The organism is Bacillus cereus group sp. Sample62 (genome assembly GCF_036851315.1).
GTDB lineage: Bacteria > Bacillota > Bacilli > Bacillales > Bacillaceae_G > Bacillus_A > Bacillus_A wiedmannii.
This window is the reverse complement of sequence record NZ_JAFLPK010000001.1, coordinates 4,632,838-4,651,487: the sequence shown is the minus strand read 5'-3', so window position 1 is coordinate 4,651,487 and position 18,650 is coordinate 4,632,838. Positions and strand designations below refer to the sequence as shown.

The window sequence follows — 18,650 nt, the reverse complement described above, 5'->3', positions numbered from 1 at the left end:
ATGACAAACATTCAAAAACGTTTTTATAAAGGCCGCGTAGCATTAAATGTATTAGCGAACAATATCGAAAATGCGAAAGACATTTTTGAAGCAGCAGAAGGTTATGTAGTTGTTGGAGTGTTATCAAAAGACTATCCAACAGTAGAAGAAGCAGTAACTGCAATGAAAGCATACGGAAAAGAAATTGATGACGCTGTATCAATCGGACTAGGAGCAGGAGATAATCGCCAAGCGGCAGTTGTAGCTGAAATTGCGAAGCATTACCCTGGTAGCCATATTAACCAAGTGTTCCCTTCAGTTGGAGCGACACGTGCAAATCTAGGCGGAAAAGATAGCTGGATTAATAGTTTAGTATCACCAACAGGAGAAGTAGGGTACGTAAACATTTCTACTGGTCCAATTAGTGCAGCTGGAGAAGAAAAAGCAATCGTTCCAATTAAAACAGCAATCGCACTTGTACGTGATATGGGCGGAAATTCATTGAAATACTTCCCAATGAAAGGTCTAGCGCATGAAGAAGAATATCGCGCAGTTGCGAAAGCATGTGCGGAAGAAGGCTTTGCATTAGAGCCAACAGGCGGAATTGATAAAGAAAACTTTGAAACAATTGTGCGTATTGCGCTAGAGGCAAACGTAGAGCAAGTTATCCCACACGTGTACTCTTCTATTATTGATAAAGAAACTGGTAATACGAAAACAGAAGACGTTCGTGAATTATTAGCGGTAGTGAAGAAGTTAGTTGATCAATATGCGTAAGAAAATTGCAGCATTCGGCGAAGTAATGATGCGCCTGCAAGTACCAGGATATGAATTGTTGTCACAAGCTAACACATTAAATTACTCATTTTCTGGTACAGGTGTGAATGTTGCAGCGGCGCTTTCTCATCTAGGGCATGAAGGTTTTCTTATTTCAACTTTACCGGAAAACTCTGTTGGGGATGCTGCGGTATCGCACATTCAAAAGTTAGGAATTCAGGCAACGTTTATTTCAAGAGGCGGTAAATATGTCGGCATGTACTTTTTAGAAAATGGATTTGGAGCACGTGCAAGCCGCGTTACATATTCAAATCGATTAGAAAGTAGCTTCAATACAGCATCTGAAGAAATGTATCAATTTGAAGAAATCGCCAAGGAAATTGATATCGTTCATTTTTGCGGAATTACACTTGCGATGAATGATACGGTGCGCCATCATATGAAATCTTTAGCGAAAGCAGTTAAAGAAAGTGGAGGCACTGTCGTTTTTGATTGCAATTATCGTCCATCACTTTGGGGAGAAGATGGATATGAGCAGGCGAAACCGCATTATGAAGAAATGCTGGCCCTTGCTGATATCGTTATGATGAACGAAAAAGATGCAATGTTCGTTCTTGGAATGAAAACAGAAGAGACAGAGCGAGAGGCGCAACTTGTTGATCTTATTCCAAAGGTTGCTGAAACATATCAGATTGCTACAATTGCTGGTACACATCGCTCTATTAATAGCGATAATACACACTCACTTCGCGGGTTTATATGTAAAGATGGTGCGTTCACTTTTGCAAAAACACTTACGTTTTCTGTATATGATAGAATAGGTGCTGGAGATGCTTATACGAGCGGGATTATTCATGGCGAGATAGAAGAGTTTGCACCAGAGAAAGCTGTTTCATTTGCGTCAGCAGCTGGAATGCTTGCACATACAATCGTCGGTGATACGCCAATGTCATCAGAGAAGGATATACTTCGGGCAATGACGGCATCAGTAGGTGATGTAGAAAGGTAGTGGGTGTAACGGTGAACGTGACGAGGAAAAAAGGACCATTGTATTTACAAATAAAAAATATTATTCGTGATCGAATATTGCATGGTGTATATGCGATTCATACGAATATTCCTTCCGAACCGCAGTTAGAAGAAGAGTTCAAAGTGAGTAAAATTACAGTGCGTAATGCGATTAAAGAACTTGCTCAAGAAGGATATTTGGAAAAGAAAAGCGGTAAAGGAACGAAAGTCATACGTAATACTTCTGCGACAAAGTTGTCAAAGGGAAAGAAATTTACAGAAGTGTTAGTGGAAGAAGGATATAAAGTACAGAAGAAATTGCTAAAGGCAGAAATCGTTCATAATGAAGAAGGAACAGTGCCATTTCGATTATTCGGTAAGGAGAGTTTTCGTATTGAGCGTCTATACGCTTTAAATGATGTACCGTACATTCATTATACGCACTATTTCTCAGCACGAATGGCGAGTACAGATTTATCGGACTTTGATCTACAATCGCTTTACGATTTAGTTGAAGACCGAGGTATACATTTAGAAAACTTCAGAGATGAATTCGCTGTTGGACTTGCGCCTAGTTTCGTTGCAGAAGCGTTAGGCGAAAAAGAGGGGACAGCGTTATTAAAACGTATGCGCTATTCTTATGATGAAGTTGGCGAAGTAATTGAATATAGCGAAGGCTACTACAATACAGAAATGCAGCATTATGTAGTGAATTATGACGTATAAAAAAGAGGGGATTTTCCCTCTTTTTTTATCCCGCGTTAACGGACAGTAAAACTCCCACCTCAAAATTCAGTTGGAGCAAAGAAGTTAGGTGGGAGATCAACTGTCCATAAACGTCCGATTGGTTCAACTAATAATCAGTGGGGGATGAACAAAACCCCCACTGATTAAAGTTTCACTTTATAAAGTAAGGGGAATGATAGATGGATATATACTTATTAATCGTCACGTTACTTGCAATCGCGATTGTTATTTTAGGGGTATCATGGTGGAAATGGCATGCATTTATTAGTTTAACAGTTGCGAGTTTATTTTTAGCTATCATGTCTGGATTGAATTTAACAAAGATAGTGACTGCCTATGAAACTGGTGTTGGTAGTGTACTAGGGCATTTAGTTGGTATTTTGGCTCTCGGAACAATTTTAGGGAAAATGATGTCCGATTCAGGGGCTGGCATGCAAGTGGCAGATTTCTTTATTCGATTTTTCGGTGTGAAGAAACTACCTTGGGCTATGTTATTTGCAGGGTTTGTTATAGGGATTCCCGTGTTTTTTGAAGTTGGAATCGTCATTTTATTACCACTCGTTATCTCGATTCGAAAAACAACGAAGCAAAACATTTTATTAATCGCATTACCTGTCATTGCTGGATTATCTATTGTGCATGGGCTAGTGCCACCACATCCAGGGGCGATGACAGCAATCGGTATTTATAACGCGAACTTAGGAAAGGTACTTTTATATTCATTAATTATCGCGTTACCAACAGCCATTATCGCAGGACCGATATTTGCAAAATGGGTACATAAAAGGGTTATACCTGAAAATGAACCAGAGCTTGTTCGAGTTACGACAGTATCAACTGATTTACCGAGTCGTAAAGTTTCATTTTTTATTATTTTATTACCAGTTGTATTGATGATTTTATCAGTAGTGGCACCGTATATTTCATTACCGAAAAAAATAACTGAATTTTTTGTGTTTATAGGAAGTCCAGTAATTGCTTTACTTATTTCGTGTTTCGCAGCATTTTATTTACTTGGAATAAGACAAGGAATTAATAAAAAGGTCATTAAAAAATTAACGGACGAAAGTTTACTACCGGTCGGTTCCATTATTTTAATTATCGGTGCAGGCGGTGGATTTAAACAAATATTAATTGAAAGCGGCGTTGGAACGGCGATTGCACAAATGGCAGAACATATATCGTTATCACCAATTGTATTAGCTTTCATGGTAGCTGGATTAATTCGAATTGCAACAGGTTCAGCGACAGTAGCATTAACGACAGCAGCAGGTATTGTTTCACCAGTTATTCAGCACATGTCTGGTGTGAATTTAGAATTGCTCGTTATTGCAACAGGTGCAGGATCATTAATGTTTTCTCACGTAAATGATGCAGGGTTCTGGCTTGTAAAAGAGTATTTAGGATTAACGGTGAAGGAAACATTTAAGACGTGGACGGTACTGGAGACATTATTATCATTTATCGCATTTGGTTTTGCACTTTTATTGAATATGTTTATTTAGAAGATACCTTAACAGGTATCTTTTTTTGATGAAGCCCATTTCCAAAAACAAGCCCGTTTTTAATAAGGTCAAGCTTCCTATTCGCCCTGAAAACATACTATAAATGGAATCCCCTCATTTAGAGCAAGGTGAACTTGTTATGAATGATACTAAAGGAGGAATAGAGTAATGAGCGAAAAGTGTGAACACAGACATGATGATTGTAACCGCAGACACCATGGTTGCGGAGGCGGTTTTGCGCTTCTAATCGTATTGTTTATTTTATTAATTATCATCGGTGCTAGCTGCTTCGGCGGAGGCGGTTGTGGTTATGGTGGTTACGGTGGTTATGGCGGCGGCTATGGTGGATATTGCTGCTAATTAAAAACTATTGAAAATAGCCTTGTGCATTATGCACAAGGCTATTTTATTCATATTTTTATATGCTGTGATAATTTATTAATGTACAGAGAACGGATTAAGAAGAAGAAAATAATCTCGATAATCCCGAAAAAGGTGAGTACGATAAATGTCTCTTTTAGTAATGAAAAAGAAAACATGCTTTGTAAAAACTTAACCGCAAATAACGTGTGAACACCAGCAACGATGTAAGGGACGAAAAATAAAATTCCTAATTGAATCGTTGCAGAACGAAACATTTCTGATTCTGTTAAGCCGAGCTTTGTAATCGTAATATATTTTTGTTTTTCAGTTGTTAAGTCATTATACATACGGAAATATAAAACACTAGCCGCACCGATAAAGAAAATAAAGCCGAGAAATGCCCAGATAAAGAAAGTAGCAATTGAATTCCCTTTACTGTAGTGTAGATCATCAGCAGCTGTATAAATGGAAAAAGGGACCCTGATAGGTTCTACTTTATGTTTTTCTTGAAAATTGCGCGCATCATCACTAATGGTACGCGACATATTTTTCGTCGGAATAATCGTGTTTTCCCAGCTCTCTACAAAATAATTATAAATCGTGATTGTTTCAATATGTGGAATCATATTTTCAATTGCATTATCTTGCATAACAATGAGATGAGGCAATGCAAAGGATGGTTCTATTCCTTTATTAATAAAACCTTTAATATGAAATTCCTTTTTATTAGAGCCAAGTGTAATCGTATTTTGTTTAGCAAATGGATTTGATACAAGATTTAAAAGTTTTGGCGAGTAACGAGAAATAATATAAACTTGTGTAGAATCAAGAGTTATTTTCGGCCTCTTTAATTGTTTAGCAAGTATGTTATAGTCACTCATTTTCATAAGAGCAACGTCTTCTTTTAAAGCTGTATCTTTTAATACTGTAGATTTGTATTTATTGTATTGAAAATTAGCATTTGTAAGCTCCGTTTCAATTGTAGCAATGTGCTTTTGCTCTAGTGCACTTTCTCCTTCGGATATGTATGTGAAGGGGAAAGGGTATCGTTCTACTATCGCTGCTTTTGTATTGTTATTAGCGGCAAATAACCCAATGATAATTGTGAATGCAAGTGCTGATAACATAGAAACGATAAAGAGCACATTAATATTACTACGAGTACGGCTAGTTAAATCTGAAATCCATAACATATTTATTTGCTTCATATAAAATTTTCTTCGTCTTTTTAAAATGAAGATAAAGAGAAGAAATGTTTGTGAAAAGAATAAATATGTTCCGACTACTACGAGTGGCAAAATAGATAACATGATAAAGAATACAGATCCATTTTGTGCATTTTTTTCTGTTATATAGCCTTGTGGATAACCGGCGATATAATAACATAATGTTAAGCAAATTAAGGCAAATATAGAAATAAGTATAGATGGTTTCTTTTCTTTGTCTCCTTTTTTTGTCCCCTTAATGAGCTGTGTTGTTTTACGAGTACGAATGAACATAGGTGTAAACGTAGAAACGATGAAAAATAAAATGATAAACGTTATTGTTGTAACGATAATTGCTTCTGTCGGCCAATATAAATAGAGGCCTTTAGCATTTGTTAATTTAGAAGTAACGAGTAAGAAAAAATTAGAAAATACAAGCCCGCCTTGAATACCAGCAAAGATAGCGAGCATTCCGATGATCATATTTTCAGTAAACAAGAGACGTTTTAATTGTTTGTGTGAAATACCGAGAACAGTTAAAACGCCAAATTGTTGTTTCCGTACATTTAAAAATGTCCCGATAGAATATAAGAGAAAGAAGAACGAGAACAAAACGATAACAAACTGTGCCATGCCAGCCAAGTTCATGAGCGGATCTTGTTCCTGCAATTTATTCATAATTTGTAAGCGTGGATGATACGCGTATACAGTAAATGAAAAGAAAACCATGATAGAAAACGCACTACTTACAAAATAAGCGAAATATGCTTTCGAATTACGCGAGACATTTTTAAATGCGAATTGCCAAAATGTCATCCACGTCTTCCTCCTAATAATGCTAGAACATCTAATATTTCTTGATAAAATTTCTCACGGTACAATCCGCGGTGTAGTTCATTGTAAAGTTCGCCATCTTTAATGAAAATGACGCGATTACAATAACTTGCTGCAAACGGATCGTGAGTAACCATTAAAATTGTTGCCTCTTCTTCTTTATTTAATTTCGTAAATAGCTCCATTACGTCAATTGCCGCTTTTGAATCTAAGTTTCCTGTTGGTTCATCGGCAAGTAGAAGGGAAGGGTGATGAATAACAGCACGTGCTACTGCGGTACGCTGTGCTTGTCCTCCAGAAACTTCAAAAATACGTTTGTCCAAAATATGATCAATTCCAAGCTTTTTTGAAATGTTATCAAGCTTTTCATCCATTTCTTTTAATGGAACATTATCTAACGTTAAAGGTAGTACGATATTTTCACCGATTGTTAGTGTATCTAGTAGGTTAAAGTTTTGGAAAACAAAACCTAATTCTTGTCGGCGGAAAATAGCTAACTTTTCTCTACGAAATGTGTGCGGTTTTTTTCCGTTAATCACGACATCACCAGAAGTAGGGGAATCAATTGTAGAGATAACGTTTAAAAATGTAGATTTACCACTACCAGATGGTCCCATGATAGCGACAAATTCACCTTTATCTACATGTAAATTTATATTTTTTAAAGCAGTGTGAGGGACTTTCCCCTCATATACTTTTGAGACGTTTTTAATGTGTAATACTTCTTCCATAGTAATCACCTTTCTATCCTTTAGAACTTAATGTGTTGCGATAATTTTTGCATATAGAAGGAACGAATTAAAAGGAAAAATAAAATTTCAACTGTTCCAAAAATCATAAGTACGACTGTAATCTCAGCGAAGAACGAGAGATGTAAAACTTCTTGTAGCATCTTTGTCGCAAACATCGTATGGATCGATGCCATAATGTAAGGGACAAAGAAAAGAATCGCAAGTTGAATTGTAGCAGATCGTTTCATCTCAGCTGCAGTTAAACCAATTTTCGTAATCGTTACATATTTTTCTTGCTCATTTGTTAAATCTGTATACATCCGGAAGTAAAGAACACTGCCAGCACCGATAAAGAAAATAACACCTAAGAAAGTACCAATTAAGAAGAAGGAAGCGACATTGAGTTTAGTTGTGTATAGAGAGTCACTCGCTTCACTTGCATGGAAAGGCGGGTGCTCTGCTTGAATTGCGGCATTGTCATTATCAATTTTTGTTATAAATTCCGAACCGATGTTATGTGCTTTTTCCCAATCATTAACTTTAAAGCTATATACACTCATTTGTTTTGAAACGGTGGATAATGCTTCTACATTTTCATCAGATAGTATGAGCAATTGTGGTATTAAGCTGTTTGGGAAAGGGCTATAATTTTTATATTCTTTCACTTGTAGCTGTAGGCTGTTTTGAGTAAGTGTGAGAATATCTTTCCTTTCTGTATCATAAATTGTGCCAATGAATTGATCATCTATGTCTTTTATAAGGATATAAGATTCATTATTTTTCACGTTGAGATGTTCCCAGTTTAACGCCTTAGCAAGTATATTGTAATCACTTTGTTTAATTGCATAATAGAGCTTTGGGTTTTCTTCAGCCGAAGATACTTCATATATATCCGTTTTAAGTTTTTTATAAGTAAAGTGCTCTTCATTAAATTTTTGTTCTAACCAATTCAAATGTTCATCCGCTAACGTATTTTCAGTATGTGATAAATATGTAAAAGGAAAAGGGTTTTCCCTTACTGCATCAAACTTTGTAAATTTCCCAAAACCGTATAAGAACGTAATCATAGTAAAAGCGAGTGTTGATAGCATCGCTACAATAAAGAGCATGTTAATGTTTGTCCGAATGCGCGCTGCTAAATCAGAAATCCAAAGCATATTCGTACGCTTCATATAAAATGTTCTGCGCGTTTTTAATATACGAATGAGTAAAAAACTAATTTGTGAAAAGAAAAAATATGTTCCGGCTGCAATAAGCGATGGAATGACAAATATACTAGAGATGGCATATAAAAGCCCAATGGTGTCGCCTAGCGACATAAAATATAAAGGATTTGCAGCTAATACATATCCAGATATTAAACATATCGCACCAAATAGAGAGATGAGAACGGATGCTTTTCTTTCTTTTTGTTTTGTTCCTTCTTTTAAAAGACGTACGGCTTTTCTCGTACGAATGAGCATCGGTGTAAAAGATGATACGAGAATGAAGAGCCCAAGAAAGATGATGATAGTTAAAACGGTAGCACTTGTAGGCACATATAAATATAAACCAGGTACGTGTGTAATTTTGGCGGTAACTAATAAAAAGAACTGTGAAAAGACAACTCCAAGTTGAATGCCAAAAAATATAGAAAGAACACCAATTAACATATTTTCTATAAATATGAGTCGTTTTAATTGTTTTTGAGATATGCCAAGTACTGTTAAAATTCCGAACTGTTTTTTTCGTACTTTTAAAAACGTCCCGATTGAATATAGTAAAAAGAAAAACGAAAAGAATACAATAACAACTTCTGATATTGTCATTAATATGTTCAGAGCAACATTTACGTCTGTCATATGCAATTTAGGATGAAATAAATAAACTGCAAATGAGAAAAAAATTGCGATGGAAAACGCACTGCTTACAAAATAGGCGAAATAAGCTCTGGCGTTCCGAGTCACGTTTTTAAATGCAAACTGCCAAAATGTCATTCACCTAAACCTCCTAATAGAGTGAAGAAGAAAAGGATATAAGAGATACCCTTTTGCTGTACTAATATATTTATAAAACTTAACCATTCGTATACTCTGATAACTTTTGCATGTAAAAGGAACGAATGAATAAGAAAAAGATGACTTCAACGACTCCAAAAATAATAAGAACTGCTGAAATTTCTTTGAATAGTGATAAATCAATTACGTCTTGGAGCATTTTTGTTGCGAACATTGTATGAATGGACGCCATAACGTACGGAACGAAAAATAAAATGCTAAGTTGAATGGTTGCAGATTTTTTCATCTCTGCATCTGTTACACCAATTTTTGAAATTGCTACATATTTTTCTTGTTCATTCGTTAAATCAGTATACATTCTAAAGTAAAGAACGCTACCTGCTCCAATAAAGAAAATGACACCTAAGAATGTCCCGATTAGGAAGTATGCGGCACTTCCTGATGTAATTCTATATAATGAGCCTGCTGATTCATAGGAGTGTATAAGGGGTCCTTCGTATTGGAATTCCTGTCGATCTCTTTGTATTCTTTTCATAAAATCATCAGCAATTTCATACGTCTTTTCCCAGTTTTGTACGTTATAATTGTACGCTGCCATATGCTTTGTTGTATTTGGTAAGTTGTTTACAACAGCGTCAGGTAAAATTAAAGTTTGATATGAAAAGTCAGAGGGAATGGCCCCTACTTGTTCATAGCCTTTTACTTGTAATGTCGTATTTGTGCTAGAAAGTGTAATGGATTTTCTATTGTAGCTTGGCTCAAATTGGCTGAATAAGGCGAAATAAGCGCTACCTGTTAAGACATATGCTTCGTTATCGCTCATGAATAGTTGTTTCATTCGCAGGGAAGCTGCAAGTTTGTTATAGTCACTTTGTTTCATTGCATAGATGTCATTGTAAGTCGTTATACCTTCATCTTCTTTCAGTGGTGTTTCATATAAATCAGCCTTTAGTTTTTTATAAGAGAAATCTTCCTTTTGTAACTGCTTTTCAAGCCAAGTTAAATGCTCGTTAACAAAAGGATTTGCGTCATATGAAAAATAAGAAAATGGAAAAGGTGAAGTTCTCGCAACATCTAGCTTTGTAAACTTTCCGAATCCATATAGGAACGTAATCATTGTGAAAGCAATTGTAGAAAGCATCGCTACAATAAAAAGCATATTGATATTCGTTCGAATACGACTTGCTAAATCCGAAATCCAAAGCATATTAATTCGTTTCATATAAAAGTTTCTTCTTTTCTTTAAAATATAAATAAGTAAGAAACTAATTTGAGAAAAGAAAAAATATGTCCCAATTGTAACAAGTGCTGGAATCACAAAAACACTTGAAACCATATAGATAACGCCTACTTGCGTGTTTATTGAGAAGAAATATTTAGGGTTTGCAGCTAAAATATAACCACCTAATAAACAGATAGCACCAAATAGAGAAATGAATATGGATGGTTTTCTTTCCTTTTGTTTCCCAACATTATTTTTTAAAAGGTTTACCGTCTTTTTCGTACGAATTAGCATGGGTGTAAATGAAGATACAGCGATAAAGAGACCAAGAAATACAATCGTTGTTAAAATGAAAGCATTCGTAGGGGGATATAAATATATCCCTGGTAGATGTGTAATTTTCGCTGTCACTAATAAGAAAAATTGTGAAAATACAAATCCAAACTGCATACCGAAAAAGATAGATAAAATACCAATTAACATATTTTCAGTGAAAACGAGTCGATGTAATTGTTTTTTTGATATACCTAAAATAGTTAAAATACCAAATTGCTTTTTACGAACTTTTAAAAACGATCCGATTGAATAGAGTAGAAAAAAGAACGAGAACAAAACAATAACAACTTCTGAAAAAATCATTAATCCTGAAATTTCAGAGATCATAGTGGGATTTTGTAATTTCGGATGAAACAAATAAACAGCAAACGAAAAGAAAACAGCAATGGAAAAGGAACTACTTACAAAGTAAGCAAAATAAGCTCTCGAGTTGCGCGTTACATTTTTAAAGGCAAACTGCCAAAATGTCATAATATGTACCTCCCGCTAGAAGGCAAATATGTAGTTTTATTGCAAAAAATGTATGAGAGTGCGTTCTCATACATTTTGCTAGCATATGTTCCGATCATGCTTCGGTCACCTTCTCCGTAGTTTCTGCTTGATTATTTGCAGCGTTGTGGAAGATGATTTTAACCGTCGTTCCTTTACCAACTTCAGAGTCTAGTTTCACAGAGTGACCTAAGTAATCACAAATTTTACTTACAATATACAGTCCCATACCAGTAGATTCTCCGAATGCGCGACCATTTTTCCCAGTGTAAAACGGTTCAAATACTCTTCGAATATCTTCTTGCGGAATACCAACACCTTCATCGCGAACTTCTAAAATAATATCTTTTCCGTTTCGGTAAGCAGATAAGAAAACTTTCTTTCCGCGCTCACCAGAGTAACGAACGGCATTTGTCATTAACTGATAAATAATGAACTTTAGCCATTTCGCATCAGAGGCAACCTTTAAATCGGAATGAACTTCTAAAACAGGGAAGACCCCGTTTCGAATGAATAATTCTTTTAATCCGTTAATATTTTTTGTTACCGCATCTTTTAATGAAATCGTCTCAACATGGAAATCTTCATGGAAATTATTTAACCTTGCCATATATAAAGCCATATCGAGTCCTTGATTTAATCGTTCTAATTCTTTTTTGAATTTCGGAATTAAATGTTCATCTTCCATTTCGAGCACCATAAGCTGCATAACAGACACAGGTGTCTTCATTTGATGCACCCAGTGGTTAATGAATAATTGATGTTCTTGCTGTTTTACTTCATACGATTGTAGTTCTTTTTGGAATAGACGATACTGCGTGCGCACGAGTTCATTTACACCGTGAGGCATCGGAGCAGTTGCTCTTTCAATAAAAGCATCTTCCATTTTTTCTGGTTGCTCACTTAATCTATGGTACATTCTACGATTGCGAACGTAACGATAAGCGAGGAAACAAATGAATAAATATAAACTTAAAACGACGAAGTAAAATTTATTATTTTGAAATCCATCTACTGCATCATAAAGAACGAAAATGATACCGAAGTTTAATACGTATAGTAGAAAAAATGCAAAATGATCACGTAAAAATAGCTTCATGCTTATTCACTCCAAGTTGCGTTAAAACGATATCCAAGTCCACGTACTGTTTCAATAGCATTTTCAATACCAAGCTCATTGAATTTCTTACGAAGACGCGTAATGTTTACGTTTAATGTATTTTCCTCAACGAAACTTTCGTCATCCCATAGGGCAGCTAATAAATCTTCACGGCTCGCTGTACGAGGGAATTTAGATAATAACATTTCTGCTAAAATAGCTTCTTTTTTCGTTAAAAGAACTTGCTCAGCGCCGAAATGAATTTCTGGGCGTTCCGGGAATAATTTTAGTCCTTCTACTTCAACGATACGTTCAGAAATATTTGGCGCATAATCACCGTAAATACGGCGTAATTGACCTTTAATTTTCGCCATTACAACGTCGTAGTGGAACGGTTTTGTAATATAATCATCCGCACCGCTTTCAATCGCCATAATTTGTTCCATCTCACCTGCACGCGCTGAAATGAAAATAATTGGACAAGTAGATTCATGACGAATTTGACGGCACCAGTAGAATCCATCGAATTTCGGTAAGTTTACATCAAGTAAAACAAGATGTGGTTTCACTGCATTAAACGATTCCATAATATCATCGAAGTTTTCAGTAACAACAGCGTCGTAACCGTACTTTTGAATGTGAGATTGTAGTAATGATGAAATATTTGGATCGTCTTCAACGATTAAAATTTTATACATATGTATATTCCTCCTAAAAAAACAATTGTAGCTATAGTGTATCATGTGTTTCAAGTCTTTTCATTATGTTGAAAGATAAGCTAGTAAACAGTATAGGTCAAAAGTGAGAAAAGTAAAAAGTATTATATTTTTTTATGAAATTTGGAACTTTATTTTGCTTACTGTCCAATATATAGTGAGAACATCGTTAAGGAGGGGGCACTACTTGGTAAGTAATGAAGATATACATATTTGGATAGAGCGTTTACTAAAAGGTGACGAGGAGGCTTTTGAATTTATATTTGACTTAACGAGTCAGAGAATCTATGAAACCGTCTTTGCTATAGTTAAAAATCGACATGATACAAATGAAATCGTAAATGAAATCTACTTCCAACTTTGGAAATCTATTTCAACATATGATCAATCTAGACCGTTTCTATTTTGGTTGAATGGAATTGTTTATAAGCAGATTAGTCAGTGGAGAAAACACATATGGAAGAGGATGCGCTTATTTGAAAAACAACAATTAAATGATGAGACAGTTGTAGAGGTTCCAGAAAAAGTATTATTAAGAAAAGAAACAGAAGAACAGTTGTTAACGGTGATACAAGAATTACCATTTAAGTTTAGAGTAGTGGTTGTTTATCGCTTCTATCATGATTACACGTATGAAGAAATTGCAGAACTATTACAAATTCCTATAGGTACAGTAAGATCTAGAATTCACAGAGCGTTAGAAAAAATTCGGAATCAATCTAGTACAGAAATAGATGAGGAGGAATCTAATTCAAATGTCGTTTTCAAATGAATGTAAAAAAGGCATGAAACAAGAGGTCCCAAAAGAGGTTAAAGAGCGTGCGTATCAATCCTTTAGTCAAATGTATAAAAAAGATAGCAAAAAGAAAACGAAAAAGAAACTATTAATAGCGGGTTTAATAGCGGCTGTCATTATACCGACGAGTACAATGGCATTAAACAATTCTTATTTTGTAAAGCCGGAAGTAAAATTAAATGACATGATTAATGATCAAGTTAAAAAGGATGCTGCAGATGGGAAGTCTATACAGTTAAACGAAAAGGTAGTGGATAATGGCATTACTCTTCATGTAAAAGAGATATTAATTCAAGATGCTAAAATACTTGTTTACTATCGATTTGAACAGCAAGATGGATCGCTTGTTCCTTATGAATTTAATACAACTGGGCTCGAGATTACAAACGATGGTAAAGAAGACGGGAAACAAGTAGAGAGCCCGCATTATAAAAATAAGAAATTTAATGCTGTCCAATATTTGCATTTTCTTAGTAACACGCATATGGATAATTATCAAAAAGATCGTATTGGTAATCCGGATGCAATAGAGAATAGTACATTGTATTTAACGAATCAAGCGGGGGAAAGTTTTGAGACGGTGTTGGCTGATCATGATAAACCAGAGGGAGTAATAGTTTTTGAAACGTTAGACGGTGAAAAATTCCCAGAGCTTTTATTTGTAAATATTAATATTAACAGAGTTGGAGGGACGGAAGGAACTTGGACAATGAAAATCCCAGTGGATATGGCGCATAAAACTGTCCAAAAGGACTCTACAAAGAACGAATGATAATCCATACTAGGTGTGTGAACGCATGATTAGTTATTGGTTAGATGAATTCGGAACGATAGTAGGTATGTCCTTTATTATAAGCTTGATAATCTTTTCGATTTCTTCGTTTGTTAATAAAATAATAAAGTTTAAATAAAAGCAGCTATTCTTATTAGAAGAGCTGCTTTTATTTTTTATCTCTTTTTCAACACCGGTATCCAAATTTCACTTTTAAAACTTGGAGAAGTTAAATCTTTCTGTTCATTCCACAATATTTCTGGTCCTTCCGCTAGTTCATAGTTTGAGGAAGGAAACCATTCGGAATAAATGCGTCCCCATACATTTTGTAATGTTTCAGGAAATGGACCGACAGCTTCAAATACGGCCCATGTTGAAGCTGCGACTTCAAGTTGTGCGAATTGCTCTGGACAATCTTTCGTTGTAGCTACTCCAATATAGTGATCGAGTTCTCCGTTTTCCTCCATTCTTCCTTCAGAAAAGTTAGTAGAAGCACTAATGATTTCATTCGGTTCCATGTTTGAAAGGGACTTTAACGTTTGAATGGACTCTGGATTTAAACTTTTCCACATAGAAGCAATTTCTTCATTTACACCGTTAAATACAATCGGTACGCGTTTTGTAATACCAATAATTCGAAATGGTTCTTTTTTTTCAATTCGATAGTTCATTTCGTTTCCTCCTTGAATCGATAACTGGAAGGTCATTGGTGAATAAGCTTTCAAAGAATGACTACTATTTCGGGCCTCTGAAGGCGTTATGCCGTGCAAGTTTTGAAAGGCACGTGCAAAAGAATCTGGTGAGTTGTACCCATATTTTATAGCGACATCAATGACTTTTGCATCGCTGTTTTTTAGTTCAAAAGCAGCAAGAGTAAGACGTCTACAGCGAATATATTCTGACAGTGATATGCCAGCTAGGAAAGAAAACATTCTTTTGAAATGATATTCAGAGCAGTAAGCTATTTTTGCGGCTTCTTTAAAATCAATTTCATCTGTTAGGGTGTTTTCAATATACTGCATTGCTGCATTCATGTTTTTAAGTGAATCCATACGATGACCTCCTTGTTAAATAGAATAGCAGGAACAAAATAGCTCCATCCGACATTTCATGCACAACTTTGTAGGGTACATTTTTAACCTTACAAAATTGTAATGTTCCTGTAAGGAGAATGAATGGATGGTATGATATCCCAATGTTATAGTAACAAAGTACTTTTGTTCAGTAGGTTAAATTTTTATATCTTTACTTATGCGTCTTACATAACTGTCATGTTTGTGTAAGAAACATCGATAGTGGCAAGAGTAGAGAGTGTATATAGTTGAAAATAGAGAATAGAAGAAATGAGGGATGTCGAGATGAAAACAGTGTTAGAAGCAAAAAATATTGAAAAAGTGTATGACACGGGTGGTAATAAATTTGCAGCGTTAAAAGGTATTAACTTACAAGTAAAAGAAGGTGAGTTCGTTGGAATTATGGGACCTTCTGGTTCGGGTAAGACGACTTTACTAAACGTTCTTTCTACAATTGACAATGCGACGAACGGTGAAATTTTAATTGATGGAAAAGATATCGTGAAGATGAATGATGATAAGTTAGCGTTATTCCGCCGCGATCATTTAGGGTTCATTTTCCAAGATTATAACTTATTAGATACGTTAACGGTAAAAGAGAATATTGCGTTACCTCTTGCGTTATCAAAAGTGAAAGCAAATGAGATTGATCGCCGCGTTCTTGAAATCTCAAAGAAATTTGGTATTGATCATATTTTAAGTCAGTTCCCATATCAAGTATCTGGTGGACAGAAACAGCGCTGTGCAGCATCGCGTGCGATTGTTACAAATCCAAGCATGATTTTCGGGGATGAGCCAACTGGAGCGCTTGATTCTAAATCAGCGACAGATTTACTTGAAAGTATGAAGTCGTTAAATGAATATGATAACTCTACAATTTTAATGGTAACGCACGATGCGTTTGCGGCGAGTTACTGTAAACGAGTTATTTTCATTAAAGATGGTGAGTTATATAAAGAATTACATCGCGGTGAATTAACGCGTAAACAATTCTTCCAACAAGTCGTTGACGTAATGTCTTCTATTTCCGGAGGTATGGCTGATGACCTTATCTAGCATTGCCCTCCGCAACATACAGCGGAACTTTAAAGACTACTTTGTATATTTTGCATCTATGATTTTTAGTATTGTTATTTACTTTACATTTAAAGCACTGCAATATAATTCACAAATGGAAAAAGCAGCGGAAGCTTCTAAAAAAATTAGTGGAGCGTTCCAAGTTTCTAGTGTCATGCTAATTATATTCGTAGCGGTGTTCATTATATATTCAAACGGTTTCTTTACAAGAAAACGTAAAAAAGAAGTTGGACTATATTCCTTATTAGGTATTCGTAAAAAACAGATTGGTAAAATGCTCTTTTATGAAAATATGTTAATGGGATTAATGTCTTTAATTATAGGGATTGCGATTGGTAGTGTCCTTTCAAAATTATTCCTTGAACTGCTAGTAAGCATGATGGGATTAAACCTAAATGTTCATTTTGAAGTACCGATGGCTGCCGTTATTGATACAGCAATTATTTTCTTTGTGATTATTTTATATACATCACTTCAAGGATATCGTTTAATTTATCGCTTTAAGTTAATTGAACTTTTCCGCGCAGAACGTGAAGGAGAAGCAATGCCAAAAGGCTCTGTCATTATGGCATTAATTTCAGTTTTCTTAATCGGTTCAGGTTATTTCTTAGCGTTAATGTACATGAAAGCAGTTATGTATGCAGACTTTATGGTCGTCGCATTATACATTTTATTAGCGACAGTAGCAGGAACTTATTTATTGTTTATGTTCTTCACAGTATTTGTATTGAAGCGAGCAAGAAATAATAAGTCAGCATTTTATAACGGTATGAATATGGTAACGACATCGCAACTACTATATCGCATTAAAGGAAACTCGAAATCACTAGCGACAATTGCTATTTTAAGTGCAGTGACATTAACAGCGGTTGGTACGTCAGTTACGATGTATTACAACACATTTACACAATCAAAGGTGGCTGCGCCGTATAGTTATTCTTATGAGAAGAAAGATGAAGCATTAGATAAAAAAGTAAATGAAATACTTGCTGGAGAGAAGAATAATCATCCAGTGACATATGAAGCAGAAGTTGAAATGATTCCTGTGAAAGGAACATTTAAAGGTGCAAGAGCGGATCAAGTGCTGAACACGCACTATAATATTACGAAGCAGTACGAGCTTATTTCTCAATCAAACTTTAATGCACTTGCGAAACATTTAGATGTAGAACCTGTAAATTTAAGTGTGAATGAAGCTTTTGTATATGATAGCTTATATATTGAAAATCTTGATTTTGGTCCTCTTTACACAGGAAATACAGCTGTATTCCCTGTCGGAAATGAATCAAAAGAGTTAAAGATTAAAGGTGTAAATAGTAGAAGTGTTACAAACTTAAATGAACTATTTGTAATCGTTCCGGATCAAACATATGAGCAAGCGAAACAAGTAAACGAAACGCGCATTGTAAAAAATATTGATGTAAAAGGTGAGCGAAATAGTAAAGAGTTAACAGCGAAATTAGCAAGCGTTATGCCAGCTGGTGAATCAGAAGTTTTAAAACCATTTAATGATTTCTATACAGGATTCCAAATGGGGCTTGAAACGACAGGCTTAATGATGTTCATCGGACTATTTTTAGGATTAGTCTTCCTACTAGCGACAGGCTCAATCATTTACTTCAAGCAGCTTACAGAAGCAAGTGCTGACCGTGATCGTTACGTTGTTCTTCATAAAATTGGTGTAACGAAGCAAGAGATGAAGAGAGCTATTGCAAAACAAGTGAGCTTTATCTTTGCTATTCCGTTAATTATCGGTATTTTACACAGTTTGTTTGCACTAAAAGGTTTGGCAAACATATTACCATATGAAATCATGATTCCGCTTCTAATTAGTATTGGAGTATACGGCGTCATTTATATTGGATATTACTTCTTAACAGTTCGTTCTTATTATAAGATTGTAAGTGCGAAATAATAAGTGAAG

Annotated in this window: 16 protein-coding genes; 9 read left to right on the top strand and 7 right to left on the bottom strand. The window is 35.2% G+C overall.

Annotation, left to right across the window (positions count from 1 at the left end):
* The 5 genes from dagF (at nucleotide 1) to J0835_RS23835 (ending at nucleotide 4,376) form a co-directional block, all read left to right on the top strand.
* Complete coding sequence (gene dagF / locus J0835_RS23855) at nucleotides 1–756, top strand: 2-dehydro-3-deoxy-phosphogluconate aldolase (protein ID WP_087982677.1); 756 nt, start codon at nucleotides 1–3, stop codon at nucleotides 754–756.
* Nucleotides 749–1,765 carry a sugar kinase gene (locus J0835_RS23850; RefSeq protein WP_087982675.1) on the top strand — a complete coding sequence of 339 codons (1,017 nt, stop codon included), beginning with the start codon at nucleotides 749–751 and terminating at the stop codon, nucleotides 1,763–1,765. The genes dagF and J0835_RS23850 overlap by 8 nt, the downstream gene beginning before the upstream one ends.
* Complete coding sequence (locus J0835_RS23845; protein WP_087982673.1) at nucleotides 1,765–2,490, top strand: GntR family transcriptional regulator; 726 nt, start codon at nucleotides 1,765–1,767, stop codon at nucleotides 2,488–2,490. Before J0835_RS23850 ends, J0835_RS23845 begins: the two co-directional genes overlap by 1 nt.
* Nucleotides 2,491–2,690: 200 nt before the next feature.
* Complete coding sequence (gntP, locus tag J0835_RS23840; protein WP_087982671.1) at nucleotides 2,691–4,016, top strand: gluconate permease GntP; 1,326 nt, start codon at nucleotides 2,691–2,693, stop codon at nucleotides 4,014–4,016.
* A 168-nt stretch (nucleotides 4,017–4,184) separates the two neighbouring features.
* On the top strand, nucleotides 4,185–4,376 hold the full coding sequence (locus J0835_RS23835; RefSeq protein WP_087982669.1) for a YjcZ family sporulation protein: 192 nt from the start codon (nucleotides 4,185–4,187) through the stop codon (nucleotides 4,374–4,376).
* A gap of 50 nt (nucleotides 4,377–4,426) precedes the next feature.
* Here J0835_RS23835 and J0835_RS23830 read toward each other — a convergent pair whose 3' ends face one another.
* The 6 genes from J0835_RS23830 to J0835_RS23805 all read right to left on the bottom strand — a co-directional run bounded on the left by J0835_RS23830 (nucleotide 4,427) and on the right by J0835_RS23805 (nucleotide 12,990).
* Nucleotides 4,427–6,400 carry an FtsX-like permease family protein gene (locus J0835_RS23830; RefSeq protein WP_087982667.1) on the bottom strand — a complete coding sequence of 658 codons (1,974 nt, stop codon included), beginning with the start codon at nucleotides 6,398–6,400 and terminating at the stop codon, nucleotides 4,427–4,429.
* Nucleotides 6,397–7,149: an ABC transporter ATP-binding protein gene (locus J0835_RS23825; protein WP_087982665.1), complete on the bottom strand. Its 753-nt coding sequence runs from the start codon at nucleotides 7,147–7,149 to the stop codon at nucleotides 6,397–6,399. Before J0835_RS23825 ends, J0835_RS23830 begins: the two co-directional genes overlap by 4 nt.
* A 20-nt stretch (nucleotides 7,150–7,169) precedes the next feature.
* Nucleotides 7,170–9,125, bottom strand: coding sequence for an ABC transporter permease (locus J0835_RS23820; protein WP_087982663.1), 1,956 nt, complete (start codon nucleotides 9,123–9,125; stop codon nucleotides 7,170–7,172).
* 79 nt (nucleotides 9,126–9,204) lie between these two features.
* Nucleotides 9,205–11,175: an FtsX-like permease family protein gene (locus J0835_RS23815; RefSeq protein WP_087982661.1), complete on the bottom strand. Its 1,971-nt coding sequence runs from the start codon at nucleotides 11,173–11,175 to the stop codon at nucleotides 9,205–9,207.
* A 94-nt stretch (nucleotides 11,176–11,269) separates the two neighbouring features.
* Nucleotides 11,270–12,292 (bottom strand): sensor histidine kinase, encoded by a 1,023-nt coding sequence (locus J0835_RS23810; protein ID WP_087982659.1) that lies wholly within the window; start codon nucleotides 12,290–12,292, stop codon nucleotides 11,270–11,272.
* Nucleotides 12,293–12,294: 2 nt separating this feature from the next.
* Nucleotides 12,295–12,990, bottom strand: coding sequence for a response regulator transcription factor (locus J0835_RS23805; protein WP_000276731.1), 696 nt, complete (start codon nucleotides 12,988–12,990; stop codon nucleotides 12,295–12,297).
* Nucleotides 12,991–13,195: 205 nt separating this feature from the next.
* Here J0835_RS23805 and J0835_RS23800 point away from each other — a divergent pair, with 205 nt between their 5' ends.
* Nucleotides 13,196–13,780, top strand: a complete 585-nt coding sequence (locus J0835_RS23800; protein ID WP_087982657.1) for a sigma-70 family RNA polymerase sigma factor — start codon at nucleotides 13,196–13,198, stop codon at nucleotides 13,778–13,780.
* Nucleotides 13,764–14,576, top strand: a complete 813-nt coding sequence (locus J0835_RS23795) for a DUF4179 domain-containing protein (protein ID WP_087982655.1) — start codon at nucleotides 13,764–13,766, stop codon at nucleotides 14,574–14,576. Before J0835_RS23800 ends, J0835_RS23795 begins: the two co-directional genes overlap by 17 nt.
* A gap of 176 nt (nucleotides 14,577–14,752) precedes the next feature.
* Here J0835_RS23795 and J0835_RS23790 read toward each other — a convergent pair whose 3' ends face one another.
* Nucleotides 14,753–15,628: an AraC family transcriptional regulator gene (locus J0835_RS23790; RefSeq protein WP_087982651.1), complete on the bottom strand. Its 876-nt coding sequence runs from the start codon at nucleotides 15,626–15,628 to the stop codon at nucleotides 14,753–14,755.
* A gap of 306 nt (nucleotides 15,629–15,934) precedes the next feature.
* Between J0835_RS23790 and J0835_RS23785 the strand changes: the two genes are divergently transcribed.
* Both J0835_RS23785 and J0835_RS23780 read left to right on the top strand, forming a co-directional pair.
* Nucleotides 15,935–16,705, top strand: coding sequence for an ABC transporter ATP-binding protein (locus tag J0835_RS23785; protein ID WP_000859653.1), 771 nt, complete (start codon nucleotides 15,935–15,937; stop codon nucleotides 16,703–16,705).
* On the top strand, nucleotides 16,692–18,641 hold the full coding sequence (locus J0835_RS23780) for an ABC transporter permease (protein ID WP_087982649.1): 1,950 nt from the start codon (nucleotides 16,692–16,694) through the stop codon (nucleotides 18,639–18,641). Before J0835_RS23785 ends, J0835_RS23780 begins: the two co-directional genes overlap by 14 nt.
* Nucleotides 18,642–18,650: the final 9 nt, after the last annotated feature.